The organism is Paenibacillus tyrphae, assembly GCF_000722545.1.
Taxonomy (GTDB): Bacteria; Bacillota; Bacilli; order Paenibacillales; family NBRC-103111; genus Paenibacillus_G; species Paenibacillus_G tyrfis.
Map to the genome: position 1 here is coordinate 455,768 of NZ_JNVM01000010.1, position 17,050 is coordinate 472,817.

Below are 17,050 nucleotides of genomic sequence, written 5' to 3' on the forward strand. Positions count from 1 at the left end.
CCTTCTTCCCGTTTGATTGAAATTGATTGATATCGTCAAAAAAATGCTTTATTATTTCATTAGATTGTCAAACGGATGGGAACGACAGGAGGGGACGCCATGAGCGGAAAGATGCTCAGCAAAGGCGACCGGCGGCGCGAGCAAATTATGAACCTGCTGAAACGCCAAGGAAAAATTACGATTCAAGACATTATTGACAAGTTCGCATGCTCGGAAGCGACCGCCCGGCGCGACTTGGACCTGCTGGAGAAGCAGGGCGGGCTGATCCGCAGCCTGGGCGGTGCGCAACTGGATACGCCGTCTCCGTCTACCGGCAGGGAAGTTCCCTTCAACGAGAAGAAGGAGCTGCTGTGGCTGGAAAAGGAAGCCATTGCAGCCAAGGCCGCTTCGCTGGTGGAGGAAGGCGACGTCATCGGGCTTAGCGGGGGGACCACAACGTTTCTAATCGCCCGGGAGCTCAAGCTGCGCAGAGGCATCACCGTCGTGACCAACGCGGTGAACATCGCCATGGAGCTGTCCGAGAGCGACGGCATTCAAGTGGTGCTGACCGGCGGAGTGATGCGAAGCAACAGCTTCGAGCTGTGCGGCCCGCTTGCGGAGAAAATTGTGGACAGCGTCAACATCGGTATTATGTTTCTCGGCGTGGACGGCGTTACGGAGGAGCAAGGCTTAACCACCTTCTCCGAGCAGGAAGCCGATATCGCCCGGTTGATGCTGAAGCGGTCGCGCCGGACGGTGGCCGTCTTCGACCATACGAAGGTCGGCCGGACTTCGCTGTTCAGCATCGCGCCGCTGACAGCCGTGGAGGGCTGCATTACGAACCAGCCGGTCGACGGGAAGCTGAAGCGGTATTTGGAAGAGCAGGGGATCGCGCTGTACTTGGCGGAGCTGGCGGCTCCCGTCCTCTGATGGGGAGATTACTAGAGCGAAACGCATAGAAAAGAGGAGATCCGGTGAAACATTACGTAGGAATCGATATCGGCGGTACCAATATGGTTTGCGGTTTGACGGACGAGACGGGACGGACGCTGCGCATGACGAAGGTGGCGACCGAGGCGCAGCGGGGAAGCGAGAACGTGATCGAGCGGCTGGGGAAGGCCGTGAGCGGATTAATCGCGGAATCCGGCGTATCGCCGGAGGCGGTCGGCATCGGGATTCCCGGGTTCGTCGACCATGTGAACGGAGTGTCGGTGCTCGCCGTCAACCTCGGCTGGAAAAACGTCCCGATAACGTCGGAGCTAAGCAAGCATCTCGGCGGACTGCCGGTTTACCTCAACCACGATGTGCGGATGTATGTATACGGTGAGGCGGTCGCCGGGGCCGGACAAGGCTACAAGCACGTATTCGGCCTTACGGTCGGGACGGGCCTCGCGGCGGCGATGGTGAACGAAGGCAGGCTGTATTACGGCAGCGGTGGACGCGCCGGCGAATTTGGACATATTCCCGTTCCGGATCTGGACTACCATTGCAATTGCGGGATGATCGGGTGCCTGGAGACGGCTGTTTCGGCAACGGGCATTGCCCGTCAAGCGAGGGAAGCGGTACAGCGGGGCGAATCGACGATATTGGCCGAGCGTTTCTCCGGAGACAACCTCCAGAAATTGACGGCCGCGGACGTATCCCGCGCGTACGACGAAGGAGACCCTGCGGCGATTGCTATAATGGAGCGTACGGGGACGCTGCTTGGCCGGGGCTTGGCGGCGGCGATTCCGCTGTTCAGCCCGGAGGCGATCGTGATCGGCGGCGGCGGGTCGCTGGCAGGCGAGAGATTGTTCGCGCCGATGCGCAAAGAAATCGAGCGGTCCACGCTTTCGTTCTACCTGGACAATCTCGTCATCAAGCCTGCGGAACGGATTGAGGATGCGGGCATCGTCGGCAGCGCACTGTATGCGAAGCAGCGTCTGAACGGAACCGATATTGTATAATAATAAAAAATGGAACCGTCACTGTCCGGGGGCAGCGTGCGGTTCCATTTCTTTTTGTGCTTATCCATTAAACGTCTCTGTTTCTCATGCAGCGTCGGGGTCGTACGTTCGACAGGAACGACGCCATGCCAGCTTCCTCGGCTCAGCTCGGGATTGTGAGAGCCTTCACGCTCCAGCTTCCGCCGTTGTTTCCATGCTTGACTTTTGGCCATCTCGGCACCTCCTGAATGGGTAATCCATTCTATTATACGCTTCTTGAAGGAAGATGACCAGACGGCGGGAGTTTGACAGTTTTGCGGCGAACTAATCAACCGGTTGTACCGCTTCTTCTTTCATGGTAACCTTGGAAGGGATAAACATGCGACGGAACAGGAGTGGGACTTGCCTTGACATACGATGCGATTTATTGGCTCATGTTGGGAGCCGGATTTGTAGTAACGGGACTCGTTGGAATTATGATGATGTGGAAGACGGAAAAGCTGCTGCTCTCGTTTCTGGCGGGGACGGCGGTCAACATTGTGCTGACGGCGGGTGCGGTCTGGTGGTGGTCGTCGGCTTTTGCGGGCTCCGAACAGCAGTTTTCTCGGATGTTCGGCCTGTTCGGATTGGGCGTTTCGTTTGCGAATAATGAGGTGCTGCTGTTTTTCGCTCAACTGATCATGAAAAAAAAGATCGGCGGCGACCCGGCCTCAGAAGCAGACGCCTAGTTACAGCAATCATTCAAATGTAACAAAACTGTAATCTGAATTTCATCCTGCGTTAACGTTCCTTGCCTATAATAACAATCGACCCCCTTTTTTAATATATAAATTCCTTGACAGCCTGCAATCTTCCCGATTGCAGGCTCTTTGTTTTTGGCGTTTACATCCCTTGATACATGCTTTCGTCGTAGCCTCTTCCGGCCGTCAGCGGGTTGGAGGTCAGCTCCGGATTGTGGAAGCTTCTCGACGGGTATCTTCGGCGCACCTCGTTTGCGGAGATCGCGATCATTTTCGGCGTAAGCAGCGCAGTCTTCGTATCCAGTCTTCGCTTGCCCTGCGGGTGGATGACGTACAGCAGCCACCGTAAGTACAGCTTGGAGCAGAATAAAAAGATGCCCTTGGGCAGATCGGAGACGGTAAATCCGAGCTGGGAAGCGCCGCGATGGATGATTGAGACGCCGTATAAGCCTTTCACGTCCCGAAGCGTCGGATCGCTTGCCAGCCGTTCAGATACGAGCGGCAAGGAGCGCTCCATCGCGCGGATCAATTGCACGGCCAACTGTATCGTTGATCTGGCTTGCATCCCCAAGCCAAGCAGCGTCGCATTGTCGAGGTGAAGCTCCATGACGCAGTCGCCCGGTTCGATGAATTGTCCGTCATTCAGCGGAATCCGTTTACCTTGATACCGGCACAGCCGAAACTGGAGCAGCGCGTTAAACGGATCGATCGGCCGCACATGAAGCAGTCCTTGAAAGAGCCGCTCCCACTGCAGCCAGACCGCAGCAATCCATCGTTTTCGCTTCGACCGGTCTGAAGGCAGGCGATCCTCCGGCTCGTTCAGCGGAAACCGTTCGTCGATGCGGACGAACGTAAAGCCGCGGCGCGCCGTTTCCGTCAAAAATTCATCGAGCGCGGCGATCATAAGCTCCGGCGCATCCGGGTCCGCCCCAAGCGTATCGCCGCTGTCATGAAGCACGATCACCGAACCGCTCTGAAGCTGAGTGAACAACCGCTGCTTGATTTTGTCCTTGCCCGTCCGGTTGAGCCAATCTCTGACAATCAGCGACCAGAGCACGATGCGGAAACGACGGGACAGGAAAAAGTCAAAGATGTTCACAACCCCCCAGGGCGGACGATAAAATTGAGGGGACTTGCCGGTAATCTTCTCGATCACCTTGGCGGTCCGGTTAATTTGCTTTCTGACCTTCCAAGGCATCATCAAGGCGTTGGTACGGTGAACATAGTTATGAACCCCGATCAGGTGACCCTCATTGTGCATGCGCAGAATCAATTCAGGGAAACGCTCAGCCTTGGAACCGAGCACGAAAAAGGTCGCTTTGACGCCGTGCCGCGCCAGCAGGTCGAGCAGAATCGGCGTATATTTCGGGTCGGGACCGTCATCGAAGGTGAGCGCAATGCCGTGCTCGGTGTTTTCTTTCGGGTACGCGCCTAGCGAGAAGACGCGCATGAGAAATGTAGGGATCAGCGTATATAAAGTTAGGACGATAACGAGAATCGTGATCGATTCAGCCATGTTCCATCACTCTTTCTACGGGAACGAAACAATAAAACAAAGCAATCCCCCCTAACAGAGCTGCACTTGTCAATACGGCGACCGGTTCATGAAACGCGGCGGCCAGCCATCCGCCGATTGCCGGACCGATAGCGACACCGATCCCTTCCACACTCGAAAACAATCCCCAACCGAGGCCCTGCTGGTTTTTCGGCACATAGTCCGCCAGAAGGGCGTTCCACGCGGGAAGGACGGCGGAGTAGGCAAAGCCGAGGACCGCGGCGATCAAGACGGCGGTAGGCAGCGACGTAACCCGGGTCAGAAGGAAGAGAGCGGCGGCCATCGCCCCGAATCCGAAGATAAGAAACCATTTGCGTCCCCGGCGGTCGGACCATTTTCCCATCGGGATCAGGAATAGGACCGTTAAAGCGCCGCCGGCCATCAGGATGAGCGAGTAGCCGCTGTGACTGACGCCCAGCGTATTCGCGGCAAAGCTGGGCAGGATCGGCACGAGCATGCCGGCGGCCGCCGTTTGCAGAATCATGCCCGGAAGCAGCGGCTTCATCGTTTTCATTCGTTCCCACAGCAGCTCGGCCTGGCGTTTTAGCGGGATGTAGGTCTGTTTGGAGGAGACTTCGTTTTTCATCCGCAGCGCAAGCACCCATCCGAGAGCCCACAAGCCGACCATCAGCCAAAAGGACAGCCGGTATCCTTTATCGATCAAAAAGTTGATAACGACCGGTCCGGACCCTAAGCCGATCAGCCATATCGTATAAAGGATGCCCATTTGGGACGCCCGATTTTCCTCCTTAATTTTACTAAGGCAGACAAGCCATACCGGAGAGACGCCGATGCCGAATACGGCGGCCGCTGCAATAAGCACCCATGCCTGATGGAAGTAGTACATGGCGAGCAGGCCGAGCAGCGAAACGAACAACCCGGAATGAAGAATAAGCCGCAGCGAAAAGCGGTCGAGCAAATAACCTGCCAAGCATTTGATCGCCGTATCCGAGACGTAATGGACGGACACGGCGGCGCCGACAACGGCCACGGAAAGACCGAGGATACCCGTAGCATAGGTCGGCAAAAAGGAGACCAGATAGGCGCCCCGAACGAATTCGACTAAAAACAAAATGAGCGCAAGCGGTAGTACGTCTTTGTCCATTGCGATTTTTCGCAGCACCTGATCCATACACCTCCTGAATGACAAAGCAAAAGCCGGGCTCCCGCTCTAGCCGAAAAGTCCGGTCTTGGTCGGGGAGAGATCTGCGAGCATATCCGAGACGATCGCCTTCGCCGCATCTCCGCGGTACAATTCCTCCATGGCTGCCTTCATTCGTTCCGCTTGTCCGGGGAGAGAGACGATCCGCTTCACGAGCGAAGTCAACTCCTCCGGGCGCTGCGCAATTTCGACTGCTCCTTGCTGCGCCAAAAAGCGGGCATTTTCTTTCTCCTGGCCGGGGAGGGGGCGGAAGACGATAACTGGCAGACGCATGGCCAAGGCTTCTGAGAGTGTAATGCCTCCGGCTTTCGTAATTAAGCACGACGAGATCGCCATAAGCTCGTGAATGTGCTCCACGTATCCGAGAATGCGGACGCGGGGATGCCTGTCAAACGACGCTTCGATCTGCTCCTTGAGCGGTTTGTTTCTGCCGCATACAAAAACAAGCTCGATTTCGTCCAACTGGAGCAGCGCCCGTCCCATCCCGCTGATGTGCTTCAAGACGCCGTAGGCTCCGGCCATCAGGCAAACGACGGGCTTGGAAGGCTCAAGGCCGTACTTCCGGCAGACGTGCTGCCGCCGGATCGGCTCGCTGAACGCGCTGCGGAGCGGGATGCCGCTCACGTCGATACGGTGCTCCGGCACGCCGGAAGCGGCGATCTGCCGCTTTAGCTGCTCCGTGGCTGCGTAATATTTATCAATGTCCGGATGAATCCAGCGTTGGTGAAGGACAAAGTCGGTTAATATGGTATACGTCCGGACGGTGCTGCCTGTGCTGGATATCAGTCCGGAGACGACCGGCAGCGGAAACGTATAAATAATCGCATCGGGCCGTTCGGCCTGCAGCATTTGCTTGAATTTACGCGTACCGAACCGGTTCAGCATTTTGGTAAACGCCGTATCGTGCTTTAAATGCTGGGTCAAATAAAAGCTCCAGCCGTATAAATCCGGCCCCAGGGTAGAGCTCTTCAGATAAACGTAACGGGTAATGGCGTTCATGAAGGGGTGGGCCTCCGCAAGCAGGTCCACAAGTTTGACCCGGTCGATTCCCAAGCGGGCAAAACGCTGCTGCAGCGCCTTGGCGACCTGAAGATGTCCGTCGCCATAGCTGGCATATAAAATCAAAATATTGGGGTTGGCTTCAGTCATAGTTTTTCACGCACCTTAGTTCTCATTCAGATTCGCGAAACAATGGTGAAGTTGGGGAAGGAGGGCAATGAAAGGCCCCTTCATTATCATATACGAGTTTGCGAAAAGGTACAAAAAATTGAGTAAATTTTCTGATTTGTCCCATAGGACATCCTATTCGCCCGGAGCGCAACTTAGGCTCAAAGCCAAAAAAATCGGCCCCTTGAGCAGGGGCCGACGGTGTATGGCAGTTGTGAAATTAGAATGTGGATGCGGCTTGCGCGGCTTGGCGAAGACCGGCTTCCACGATTTCTGCGTTACGATCCGGGAATTGGTTATGGCCTTCGACAACGACCGTAGTCAGGTCCGTTACGCCGATGAAGCCCATGATCGTTTTAACATAATTCAGCGACATTTCAATGGACGCCATCGGTCCTTCGGAATAAACGCTGCCGCGCGCGTTCAGCAGAGCGACCTTTTTATCGGTAACGAGACCTTGCGGCCCTTGCTCCGTATATTTAAATGTTTTGCCGGCTTGGCAGAGGTAGTACAGGTACGTCGTCAATTGAGCCGGAATCGTGAAGTTCCAGAGAGGGAACGCGAAGACAACTTTGTCCGCAGCCAGGAATTGATCCAGATAAGCGTTGGCGACATCGGCCGCTGCTTTTTCTTCCGCTGTCAGCTCCATGCCTTTACCTTGCTTGAACAGGCCGGTCATCATGACGGAATTGTAATAAGGCGGGTTGGCTGCAAACAGGTCGAGCTCGGTAATTTGGTCTTGCGGATGCGTTCCGCGGTACGATTTCAGGAATTCGTCATACAGTTTTACGCTTACTGCCTGATCGGCCGGGCGGTCGTTTGCTTTAATAAAAAGTACGTTGGACATAAAAATAAAGCCTCCTTTTAATTTGGCGAAAAAGGTTTAGGGTCAATCAAAATTAATAACTTACTTTATGTAAGTATAATAAAACATGTAACTTACTAAAGTCAAGTGTTATTTTAAATTTAAAATAAAAAGGTATGGCCGGTTTCCGGGAGTGGGAAGCTAATCGCAGCGAAGCGACGGAAAGGAAAGGGCGGGACAACCATCTGGTGGTGTTGTTTGCGGAGTCGCAGGATAACGATTGCAATATGGCGATGGTGCTGGAAAGCTGGAAAAGACGCGGACCGCGATATCGACTTGGTACGACAACGATTTGCATGCCGCCTACGGAGCAGATCCGGCTGCAGCTAGGGGAAGCGCGGCTGCAGAAGGTGTAAGCTGTACGGCGCGGAAACAAAAAACAGACGTCTGCGCCTTGAGGCGGGCCGTCTGTTTCTTATAATGATAGAATGTATAAGTTTTCAGCGGAGCTGAACCATTCTATCATTTCAAGAAAAGCTTCCGCTAAGACACGAATGTATCTTCTTCGAGAAGGCTTCGATAAGAAGCTTTTCTTATTTTGCGCAGTTCAGCGTTTCTTGCTCGGCGGGCGCGGCGCATATTTGCGCTCGTTGCCGTCCCATCGGAAGTTCGCGACAAGAAAGCCGATAATCCCGAATACGATGATGCGGATTGTAAACCAGGACGGCGTAAGCGTTTGCTGCGTCAGCCATTCGATTGCCGTAAACAGCACCGCCAGCGAGATTCCCCACATGGCAACGCCGTAGTACATGACATATTTCGCTTTGCCCAACTGCCGCGTTTTTTGCCACTTGGCGGCTTTGTCTTCATTTGCTGTACTCATGGACTGATTGTTCCCCCCGATTGCTTCATGGACAAACCATTCGTGAAGCAGCCGGTAAATTCCTGCTTGTTCGGGAAACGTTCACAACTGATTTTTTGCCTGACCGGTTATGGCAATTTGTGGTATAATCGGTGGGAGAACAAGCGAAAGGCAGGTCGCCAGGCGTGAGCAAAATCTTCATCTTTTCTTTATTATGGTGGGTCACCGGAAATCCGTTTGTGGCCTTTCTCGTGTTGCTGATCATCCTGTATATGGTTGACCGCCGTTTTGTCGGCTTGACCCCTAGCATTTTCCAGCCGCTGAAGCGGGCGCGGCGTTTATCCCGCCTGAAAGATGAGCTTCGGCTCAATCCGCATCATACGTCGACCAAGCTGGAAATCGCCCGAATTTATATGGAGCAAAAAAAATACGGCGCGGCGCTCGAACTGTTGGTTGAGGTGGCGAAAGTGATGGACGATTCCGCGGACGTGCTCAGCGAGCAGGGCATCTGTGAGTTGAAGCTGGGACGGACGGAGGAGGGCGAGTGTCTCCTGCTGCGTGGGCTGGAGCTGAACCCGCGGGTCAAATACGGCGAGCCTTATTTGCGGCTCGGCGAAGTATTCGCAGGAAGCGATCCGGAGAAGGCGATCCGGTATCTGGAACGGTTCAGGGAGGTCAACTCTTCGTCCTGTGAAGCGTACTACAGGCTCGGTTTGCTGTACCGGGGGCTCGGGCGAAACGAAGAAGCCCGCCGGGCGTTCCGCGAAGCGATGGAACTATACCGGGGGCTTCCCAAATACAAGCGGCGCCACGAACGGCGCTGGGCGCTTCTCGCCCGTATGAAATCATAAAACGGCGGCTGTATCTGCAGCAGCCCGGGCGGGCGTGAACGGCGCCAAATCCGCCGAAGTCGGCCGGCCCTGCGCCAGCTCGGCGACAATCCGCGCGGTGGCCGGCGCGAGCAGAATGCCGTTGCGGTAATGGCCCGTAGCGAAAATTAGACCTGGCGCAGCGTCCCACGTTCCGAGGAACGGCAGGGCGTCCCGCGTGCCGGGCCGCAGCCCTGCCCAAGTGGAGACGAATTCGGCATCGGCCAGCCGCGGCAGCAGCGCTGCCGCTTTGGCGTGTAATTCGCCGATGACCCTGGCGATCGGCCGCTTGTCGAAGCCGGCTTCCGTTTGCGTTGCGCCGACTATGTAGCTGCCATCCCGTTTCGGCACGACATAGCAGCCCTTGGTGAAGACGGTGGAGCGGATGAGCGGCGCTTCGGTTTTAAGCGAGATGCACTGGCCTTTGACCGGGAACATGGGCAGGCTCAGCCCGAGCGACTCGGTCAACGCCGGGCTCCAAGCGCCTGTAGCGAGCACGACGAGGTCTGCATACAGCGGGCCTTCCGACGTCTGTACGCCGCGAATTCGGCCGCTTCCGGGCTCCGTCAGCAGCCGGATGACCGGCGTCCACTCGCGGATCGTGCAGCCCTGTCTGGCAATCGCGGCTTGCAGCGTCTTGGCGAGCCATACCGGATGCACATGATGATCGGCAGGCAAATACAGCCCGCCGTGCACGGCAGCGGTCAGCTCGGGCTCCAGCTTCAGCATCTCTGCAGGCTGTACCCACTCGGCGTCCTGAATCCACGACAAGCGGCCGCGCAACTCGGCCTCATCTTCTTCCGTAAGGGCCGCGCGGATGATTCCCTCGGCGACATACTGCGCTGTAAGGCCGCTGACTTGCTCCAGCTCGTCCGTCCAAGCGCGGTATAGCTGCTGGCTCAGTCGGCACAGCTCGTAGTAAGGGCCGGGCCGGTGCGTTTCGGATTGCGCCCCCAGCATCCCTGCGGCGGCGATGGACGCCTCCTGATTCAGCGCTCCTTTCTCGATCAGCGTGCAGGCAAAGCCGGCCTTGCTGAGCTCGTAGGCCGCGCTGCAGCCGATTATGCCGCCGCCGACGATGATAACGGTCGGCTTGGTACCGCTATGACTTGAATCCGTACTCATGACAATCCTCTCCTTGGGGTATGCTTCGTCCGATCGAGAGCTTCCCGGAATGCGGCAATTTGTCCCGCCGGGTCCGCGTGCTGCAGCACTGAGGACAGCACGGCAATGCCGGCCGCTCCGGTGGACAAGACGTCGTCCACAAGATGCGGCTCGATGCCCCCGATCGCCAGGACAGGCACGTCCGACGCTTCCACGGCTTCCGCCAGTCCGGCCAAGCCGCGTGGCTTCAAACCGGGCTTCGAGCCGGTTGCGTACACATGGCCGAAGAGCGCGTAATCGGCTCCTTGCCGGCCGGCCTCAGCCGCTTCCTCGGCGGAATGGACGGAGCAGCCGAGCGTCATGCCGCGCGGAGCGATGGCCCGCGCTTCGGCCGGCGACAAGCTGCCGCCGGTAAGCTGTACGCCATCCGCTTCAGCGGCCAGCGCGGCATCCAGGCGGTCGTTCAGCAGGACCGCCGTGTGCGGCAGCAGCGGCTTCAGCCGCGCATGCCAACGCACCAACTCGCTGGCGCTGCGGTGCTTTTCGCGGATGTGCAGCGCGTCGACCAGCTCGAACGGACAGCGGGACACAATGGCGGCTACCTCTTCCAGCTCCTGCCTGCCGGTCGTAATGACGTGCAGCGCATGGGTTCTCCGGGACATACGGGATCGGACCTTCCTTTTCTCCATTAAAATGTAGTTTCATCATAACGCTTTCGCTTCCGCGGCGTCAAAGCGTTTGTCCCACTTGTCATAAAATGATCACGAACCCGGGGCCGCGACCCTGACGGGCTTCTTGACGGTCGGGAAGGAGAAGACTAAACTTATGGAAGGTATAGCGACTCGGGAGGCAGGTGCAGCATGACGATCTTCAAAGCATTGACCATCGCAGGCTCGGACAGCGGAGGCGGAGCGGGGATTCAAGCGGATTTGAAAACGTTCCAAATGCTCGACGTGTACGGGATGTCCGCGATCACGGCGATCACCGCGCAGAACACGCTGGGCGTTCACGGCATTTACGATATCCCGCTGGAGGGGATCGAGAAGCAGATCGACGCCGTGCTGTCCGATCTCGGAGCAGACGCGGCTAAAACCGGCATGCTGTCGCAGCCGGAAATTATCGAGCTGGTCGCGGGATGCATCCGCAAGCACGGGCTGAAGCGGCTTGTCGTCGACCCGGTGATGGTCGCCAAGGGTGGAGCCAGCCTGCTTGCCGGCAATGCGCAGAACGCGCTGCGCGAGAAGCTGCTGCCGTTGGCTGCGCTTGTGACGCCCAATATCCCGGAGGCGGAGGTTATTACTGGCCTTTCGGTTACGACGATAGAGGACATGAAGGAAGCCGCGCGGCGCATCGTCAAGGAATTCGGGGCGGGTGCGGCGATCGTCAAAGGCGGCCACCGAAGCGGCGATCCGACAGACGTGCTGTACGACGGCGAGGCGTTCCACCTGCTGACGGCTGAGCGGTACGAAACCCGTCATACGCATGGGACAGGCTGCACCTTTTCTGCGGCTATCTGCGCGGAGCTTGCCAAAGGGAAGACGCTGCTGGAGGCCACCCATACGGCCAAGCAATTTATTACGCTTGCCATCCGGCATACGCTCGGCATCGGCGCCGGTCACGGTCCGACAAACCATTGGGCGTACGTGCGCGAGCGCACCACGGCCGAATAGCAGACGAAGGAGCATCCGATATCATGAGCTATGAATACTTGATGCAGGCGGTTTTGCTCATCGTCCTGCTCATCGCCTTTTTCCCCGCCATCGTGCTGTGGTCCAAGTGGAAAAAGAAGAAACGGAGATAAGCGATATGTACTATGTCAATCAAGAACAAATCGATGCCCGGCTGGCCTTCGTGCCGGATTTACTGAAAGCTTGCGCTGCCTTGGAGTCCGCTTGGGGGACCCCGGAAGCGGATTCGGAGCTGCTGCTGCATTTGGCGCAGGAGCGGACGCTGCATCTGGCGATTGAGACGGTGACCGACGTCGGCAGCTTGTTGATCGACGCGTTCATGATGCGGGACGCCAGCAGCTATGAGGACATCGTCGAGATCCTCGCCGGCGAAGGCGTGTTCGGGGCCGACGTCGCGCTCGTGCTGACGGAGCTTGTGAAGCTGCGCCGTCCGCTAACGCAGGAATATAACACGCTGCCGCGCAGCGGGCTGCATCCGATGATCGCGAAGCTGCCCGGGGCGCTGAGTGCTTTTGCCGAAGCCGTACCGGCATTTATCCGCAAAGAAATGCTGTAGCGCCGCTGCTGCAGATCAGGGACCGTCCGCATCAGGACAGGTCCCTTTGTTCTACCGGGAAGCGCAGAATCGTTTTCCAGCCGGAGGGCGGAGTTTTTCGGGGATCGGTCAAATAAATTTCATGATGCAATCCGTTTTGAACCAGTCCCCGCGCTTCCATGTAAGCGTGCATGCGCTCCACCGTTTCCGGCTCCGTCTCATAAGGGCCGACGTGAAGCATCTGCACGGACAACCCTTCGGCCATTGCCTCGTAGGCCACGTGAGCGATGTCGTCGGCAAGCTCTTTTTTCTTCAGGGTCGTCTTCTCCTTGGCCTCGGCCGCCAGGGCCCGGGTAACGAAGTCGGGCATACGGATCAGCAGCTTCCAGTGCCATTCCTGCCGCGGGACTTCCAGTGCGGGCTTGCCGGAATCCATCCACCACAGCCCTTCCAGCTTCGGTACCGTAAAATCGGTCCCCTGCGCTTTGCCAAGTGCCTTGGCACCGTAAGCGGCTGCGTACAGCGCCGCGGCAGCCTGGGCGAACCGCTCGCCGTTCGGGTCGCCTTGCCCGGCAATCGTCAAGTATCGCGCTTCGCCGAAGCCTACAAGCTCCGGCTCCGTGCCGGCTTTGTAATAGGTTTTGTACGTTTTGGCAAGATCGAGCTTGTCCATTCGTGCACGTCCTCTCTTCGTTTCGAATAGGATATAGCCCCAGCATAACGGGTTATCCCTGACAACCTATTGTCAGGGTAACGGAGCAGCTTCGAATTTTGCTCTATTTTATTCTCCGCCAGCCTTTTCCTCGGTTAGTATTTTACATACATAGTAGTATATTAATTTACTTATCGTCTCATTTCGTATACAATATTTTTATTCATACGGTACAGCATAGCTTCGCCAGAATGAAACAGGCGGCCTGCATACAAGAAGGACGGTGAGACCGCATGAACCAGGAAACGGACGTATCGACGCGGCGCGTGATCCTCACGATGCTCAAGACCAAAGGGGCACTCAGCGTCGGGGACATGTCGAAGCAGCTAGGCATCACGGAAATGGCGGTGCGGCGGCACCTGAACACGCTGGAGCGGGATAATTTGATCGAATCGAAGCTGGTGCGGCAGGCGATGGGACGACCTTCGAATCTGTATTCGCTGACATCGAATGCCGACGACTTATTTCCTAAAAAGTATCAGCATCTCGCGTTGGATCTGTTGGAAGAGCTGGAAGCTTCCTTGGGGGAAAGCAACGTGAACCTGCTGTTCGAGCGGCGCAAGGAGAGGCTGATCGGCCGCTATGGGGAGCGCATGAAAGACAAGCCGTTCGACGGACGCGTTCAAGAGCTTGCCGAGATTCAGAATGCGAATGGCTACATGGTCGAATTGGAGCCGACAGAGGGTGGCGGGTATTTGCTGAAGGAGTACAATTGCCCGATCTCTCAGGTAGCCAATCAATATAACCACGCTTGCCAATGCGAGCTCGCGATGTTTCAGCGTCTGCTCGGTCCGGAAGCCGAAGTGGAACGGACGGAATGTCTCGCCAAAGGCGGCGGCAAATGTACGTATGCCATTCGGCCAAACCAATAAAAAAACCATCTCTTCTGCCGGATCTTCCGCAAGAGATGGTTTTTTGCCGTTTCAGGAAGGGGGAGCCGCGTCGTTTTCGGACTTGGGTCGTTGGTTTTGGACCGTTCGAAGGTTCGTCGTATAAGTAATGCCGGCAGACAGCAGTCCGAACAGGAAAAACGCGATAACCTTATCCAACGCCGGACTCCCGGACAGATCGAACAGTATCGTTTTGACAGCGAGGCAGATCAGCGTCAGGGAGCCCAGGGCCTGAAGCGGCCTTCGCCCCCGGTAAGCGCCCCACAACAGCAGCAATAGCGCGTACAAGCCCCAGACGGCCGATAGAGTAAGCTGCAGGTTAAGCCGTGGGGATAGCCCGTAATAGGCGAAGAAGTTGTGCGTTCCGCAAGCAAGTCCTCCGCCGACGGCCAGATGGCTGAGGAAGGCGAATCCATTGGACAACATCCGGTTGTCGTCTTCCCGCAATCGTTCGAAGCGGCCTTTGGCCGACAAATAAAACCCTACGGCGGCCAGCAGCGCCCAAGCCGGCATATTCCCGTGGACGAACGGGGAGGGGTTGCCGAACGGGTCTCTCGCCTCTGCCGCATTCCATGCGCTAAAAAGCCAGTAGCCGAAGACGCCCAGCCAGACGACGGCCGCTCCCCCTCGGAGCGCGTCCCATCGTTTTACGGTGCCGAGTCCCAGCATGGCGATAGCGGTGGGAAGCCACAGAAATACATGGGTGACCGGTTCCAGGGTCTGTTCCTTGAGAAAGTGGAGCGATGCGAGGAGGATGAGCATCATCCCGCCGAACAGCTTCATCAGGACGATCGTGGATAATTCGGCTAACCAGCGTCGGATCAGGCAGGCCAGGATGACGTACAGCATCCCCATGAACAGCATCGGGTAGGCGATCGGTACGACCCGCTCCCCTAAGACGAATGCCCAGAAGCCGAAGACGGCGGCGTTCGCGATACCCAGAAACAGGTCGGTGCCTTCGTCTGCCCGTTTCTTCCATATCGAGACGGACAAGGCGCCAATGTAAAAAATATAAATCAGAAGCGCATAACGGTACGCAAGGCTCCAACCTTCGGCGTCTGGCTGGAGCTTCAAGTAAAGTACGAAATACAACAGCCAGGTGCCTGCGAATGCGGTGAATTTTAACTCGTTCCAATCGAGCCGGAGACTGAGTGTAAAATAGACGATATTCAATGCCAATAAGCCGGCCCAGAGCATCCAGCCTTCATCCGGGCCCGGGCCTACAATCAGGAGCGCCGGCCATCCTCCGAGCAGCGATACGTTCAAGAGGAGTCTTGACCGCCATTTGAAGGCGACCCAGCCGGCTCCTGCCGCAGTGGCCAGCATGCCTGTACCCGACGGAGGCCCTTGCCCTAGCGTAAGACAGAGCCCGTATAAAAAGACTCCCAGAATTACCACGGCTCCGGGCCAAAATGACGGCAACCTGTGCAGCCGTTCTTTCATGCCTAACGTTCCTCCCCCGATATCGTGTTCCGTACTGAGTTACAATAATTGTAAGGGAACGGGGGAGGAGGGGATAAGTACTAATTTCATCTAGTACTGGAACGCATGTTCTGATTTCGCCGGTTACTTGTTCAACGGAACGCTTTCCGAACCGAGCTGCTGACGGGGAGCGGCGGAAAGCTCGTTCAAATGGACTGCCGCAAGTTCGAAGGCGGGGCGTTCATCGGCGACGATCGCCGACGGCTCCGACTGCTTGTGCCGCTTCTCGGACGACGGTTTCAGCAGAACGCATATCGAAATCCCCGCAAAGCAGATGACCAGTACATTCAGTATCATGGAATGGACCTCCCTCCGGCTGGCTATCATCTTTAGATAAAAAAAACAGCAGGTCTGCCGCGGTTAGCGGGACCTGCTGTTCTTGATCATCGTGCCGGTTTCCTTTTCCTTAATTTTTACAGGAGTGGGGTCGATTCCGAAGCGCTTGCTGTACAAGCTGTAGGTCGAACCGGTTACGGTAGTCCCCGGGATTTCGGCCGGAAGGCCCCGCTGCGTCCGCAAAGAGGCGATCGCTGCGGTAAGCTCGTCTTCTTTTACAACAATGAAAGGGCTGTCCCATCGTCCGTCCAAATGGATGAATTCGATATGGTCGGGCTTCAGCTTCTGGAAGGAAAGCACAAACCGGCGAAGCTCATCAGAAGGAATATCCGTTTTTACGCTTTCTCCGGCGATTTTCAGCAATCCGCTCCATTGGGTAATCCCGCTGAACGACGTCATCTTTTGCAGGAGCTTATCGAGTACTTCCTGCTGGCGCTGGTTGCGGGCGAGGTCCGAGGACTCTTCGGTGCCCCGGTTGGATTTGCGGTAGCGTAAGAAATCAAGCATTTGCTTGCCATTTAGCGTCTGAAACCCTTTTTTCAGATTGATATCCGTACCGTCTTCATCGTCGACGTAGCGCATATCCATATCGACGTTCATTTCGATTCCGCCGAGCTCGTCGACGACATTGCGGAAGCCGTCGAAGTTGATCGCCGCCATATAATCGATCGGTACGTTGAACATGTTGCCGTACAGCTCTTTCGTCTTCTGAATCGCGGTGTCCTTATCCTGTATGTAATAGTATGCGTAATAGTAGTTCGCTTTTTGGCTGGAAAGACCGAACTCCTTCGGCTTCATCTCCAGATCGCGGGGGATGGAAACGACTGTGGCGGAGCGGGTCTCCGGATTCAGCGAGACAAGCATCAGCACATCGGTGTTCAGTGAGCCGCCGCTGCCTTCGCGGTTGTCGATCCCTGTCAGCAAAAAGGTCATCGGCTTGAAGTTCTCCGTAGAACCAACCAGACCGTTAAATCCTTGCTGGGTCGTCTTTACCGGCGGGGCCACGGACATATTTTCCAGCGCTTTGTCGGCTTGATGCAGCAAATATCCGGCGTAAGCGACGGCGCCTACGCCAAGCAGGGCAAGACCTATAATAACATTCCGCAAGGTTTTGCGGGGTTTGATCGTCAGATTTTGTCGGGAAGGAACCATCATTCAACCTCCTGTCAAGGCTCTTTCGAAACACTGTCTACCATAATAACGCAAAACATGGAGCAAAAGGTTACAAAAATATTAAAA

19 protein-coding genes are annotated in these 17,050 nt (G+C 56.4%); 8 read left to right on the forward strand and 11 right to left on the reverse strand.

Features of this window, described 5'->3' with window-relative positions; genetic code table 11:
* Window positions 1–99: 99 nt before the first annotated feature.
* The 3 genes from ET33_RS14485 to ET33_RS14495 all read left to right on the forward strand — a co-directional run bounded on the left by ET33_RS14485 (window position 100) and on the right by ET33_RS14495 (window position 2,632).
* Window positions 100–909, forward strand: coding sequence for a DeoR/GlpR family DNA-binding transcription regulator (locus ET33_RS14485; RefSeq protein WP_036682345.1), 810 nt, complete (start codon window positions 100–102; stop codon window positions 907–909).
* Window positions 910–953: 44 nt separating this feature from the next.
* Complete coding sequence (locus ET33_RS14490) at window positions 954–1,925, forward strand: ROK family protein (protein WP_036682347.1); 972 nt, start codon at window positions 954–956, stop codon at window positions 1,923–1,925.
* Between the two features lie 386 nt (window positions 1,926–2,311).
* Window positions 2,312–2,632: a hypothetical protein gene (locus tag ET33_RS14495; RefSeq protein ID WP_036682349.1), complete on the forward strand. Its 321-nt coding sequence runs from the start codon at window positions 2,312–2,314 to the stop codon at window positions 2,630–2,632.
* Between the two features lie 154 nt (window positions 2,633–2,786).
* Here ET33_RS14495 and ET33_RS14500 read toward each other — a convergent pair whose 3' ends face one another.
* From ET33_RS14500 to ET33_RS14515, 4 genes are all read right to left on the reverse strand, one after another.
* Window positions 2,787–4,160 carry a polysaccharide deacetylase family protein gene (locus ET33_RS14500; protein ID WP_051775339.1) on the reverse strand — a complete coding sequence of 458 codons (1,374 nt, stop codon included), beginning with the start codon at window positions 4,158–4,160 and terminating at the stop codon, window positions 2,787–2,789.
* Complete coding sequence (locus ET33_RS14505; protein WP_036682352.1) at window positions 4,153–5,331, reverse strand: MFS transporter; 1,179 nt, start codon at window positions 5,329–5,331, stop codon at window positions 4,153–4,155. The genes ET33_RS14500 and ET33_RS14505 overlap by 8 nt, the downstream gene beginning before the upstream one ends.
* A 39-nt stretch (window positions 5,332–5,370) precedes the next feature.
* Window positions 5,371–6,510, reverse strand: a complete 1,140-nt coding sequence (locus ET33_RS14510; RefSeq protein ID WP_036682355.1) for an MGDG synthase family glycosyltransferase — start codon at window positions 6,508–6,510, stop codon at window positions 5,371–5,373.
* Window positions 6,511–6,748: 238 nt separating this feature from the next.
* Window positions 6,749–7,375, reverse strand: a complete 627-nt coding sequence (locus ET33_RS14515) for an FMN-dependent NADH-azoreductase (protein WP_036682357.1) — start codon at window positions 7,373–7,375, stop codon at window positions 6,749–6,751.
* Window positions 7,376–7,509: 134 nt separating this feature from the next.
* Here ET33_RS14515 and ET33_RS14520 point away from each other — a divergent pair, with 134 nt between their 5' ends.
* On the forward strand, window positions 7,510–7,749 hold the full coding sequence (locus ET33_RS14520) for a hypothetical protein (RefSeq protein ID WP_036682359.1): 240 nt from the start codon (window positions 7,510–7,512) through the stop codon (window positions 7,747–7,749).
* A gap of 191 nt (window positions 7,750–7,940) precedes the next feature.
* Here ET33_RS14520 and ET33_RS14525 read toward each other — a convergent pair whose 3' ends face one another.
* A complete protein-coding gene (locus ET33_RS14525) occupies window positions 7,941–8,216 on the reverse strand; it encodes a hypothetical protein (RefSeq protein WP_036682361.1) in 276 nt (91 codons plus the stop codon).
* A 164-nt stretch (window positions 8,217–8,380) separates the two neighbouring features.
* On the opposite strand from ET33_RS14525, the gene ET33_RS14530 reads away from it, so the two are divergent.
* Window positions 8,381–9,046: a tetratricopeptide repeat protein gene (locus tag ET33_RS14530; RefSeq protein ID WP_036682363.1), complete on the forward strand. Its 666-nt coding sequence runs from the start codon at window positions 8,381–8,383 to the stop codon at window positions 9,044–9,046.
* Here the strand turns inward: ET33_RS14530 and thiO are convergent.
* Both thiO and ET33_RS14540 read right to left on the reverse strand, forming a co-directional pair.
* On the reverse strand, window positions 9,041–10,189 hold the full coding sequence (gene thiO / locus ET33_RS14535; protein ID WP_036682365.1) for a glycine oxidase ThiO: 1,149 nt from the start codon (window positions 10,187–10,189) through the stop codon (window positions 9,041–9,043). The two genes, ET33_RS14530 and thiO, sit on opposite strands and share 6 nt — an antisense overlap.
* Window positions 10,186–10,830: a thiamine phosphate synthase gene (locus tag ET33_RS14540; RefSeq protein WP_036682368.1), complete on the reverse strand. Its 645-nt coding sequence runs from the start codon at window positions 10,828–10,830 to the stop codon at window positions 10,186–10,188. Before ET33_RS14540 ends, thiO begins: the two co-directional genes overlap by 4 nt.
* A gap of 198 nt (window positions 10,831–11,028) precedes the next feature.
* Between ET33_RS14540 and thiD the strand changes: the two genes are divergently transcribed.
* Window positions 11,029–11,838: a bifunctional hydroxymethylpyrimidine kinase/phosphomethylpyrimidine kinase gene (gene thiD / locus ET33_RS14545; RefSeq protein WP_036682371.1), complete on the forward strand. Its 810-nt coding sequence runs from the start codon at window positions 11,029–11,031 to the stop codon at window positions 11,836–11,838.
* A gap of 136 nt (window positions 11,839–11,974) precedes the next feature.
* Entirely contained in the window at window positions 11,975–12,412 is a 438-nt protein-coding gene (locus tag ET33_RS14550) for a DUF86 domain-containing protein (RefSeq protein WP_036682373.1), read from the forward strand.
* A gap of 31 nt (window positions 12,413–12,443) precedes the next feature.
* Here ET33_RS14550 and ET33_RS14555 read toward each other — a convergent pair whose 3' ends face one another.
* The gene (locus ET33_RS14555; protein WP_036682376.1) at window positions 12,444–13,064 is read right to left on the reverse strand and encodes a GyrI-like domain-containing protein; all 621 of its coding nucleotides are present in this window, start codon (window positions 13,062–13,064) and stop codon (window positions 12,444–12,446) included.
* A 272-nt stretch (window positions 13,065–13,336) separates the two neighbouring features.
* Between ET33_RS14555 and ET33_RS14560 the strand changes: the two genes are divergently transcribed.
* A complete protein-coding gene (locus ET33_RS14560; RefSeq protein ID WP_036682379.1) occupies window positions 13,337–13,975 on the forward strand; it encodes a helix-turn-helix transcriptional regulator in 639 nt (212 codons plus the stop codon).
* 51 nt (window positions 13,976–14,026) lie between these two features.
* Here ET33_RS14560 and ET33_RS14565 read toward each other — a convergent pair whose 3' ends face one another.
* The 3 genes from ET33_RS14565 to ET33_RS14575 form a co-directional block, all read right to left on the reverse strand.
* Complete coding sequence (locus tag ET33_RS14565) at window positions 14,027–15,436, reverse strand: DUF2339 domain-containing protein (protein WP_036682381.1); 1,410 nt, start codon at window positions 15,434–15,436, stop codon at window positions 14,027–14,029.
* Between the two features lie 123 nt (window positions 15,437–15,559).
* On the reverse strand, window positions 15,560–15,772 hold the full coding sequence (locus ET33_RS14570; protein ID WP_036682385.1) for a hypothetical protein: 213 nt from the start codon (window positions 15,770–15,772) through the stop codon (window positions 15,560–15,562).
* Between the two features lie 63 nt (window positions 15,773–15,835).
* A complete protein-coding gene (locus ET33_RS14575) occupies window positions 15,836–16,963 on the reverse strand; it encodes an LCP family protein (RefSeq protein ID WP_036682387.1) in 1,128 nt (375 codons plus the stop codon).
* Window positions 16,964–17,050 lie beyond the last annotated feature (87 nt).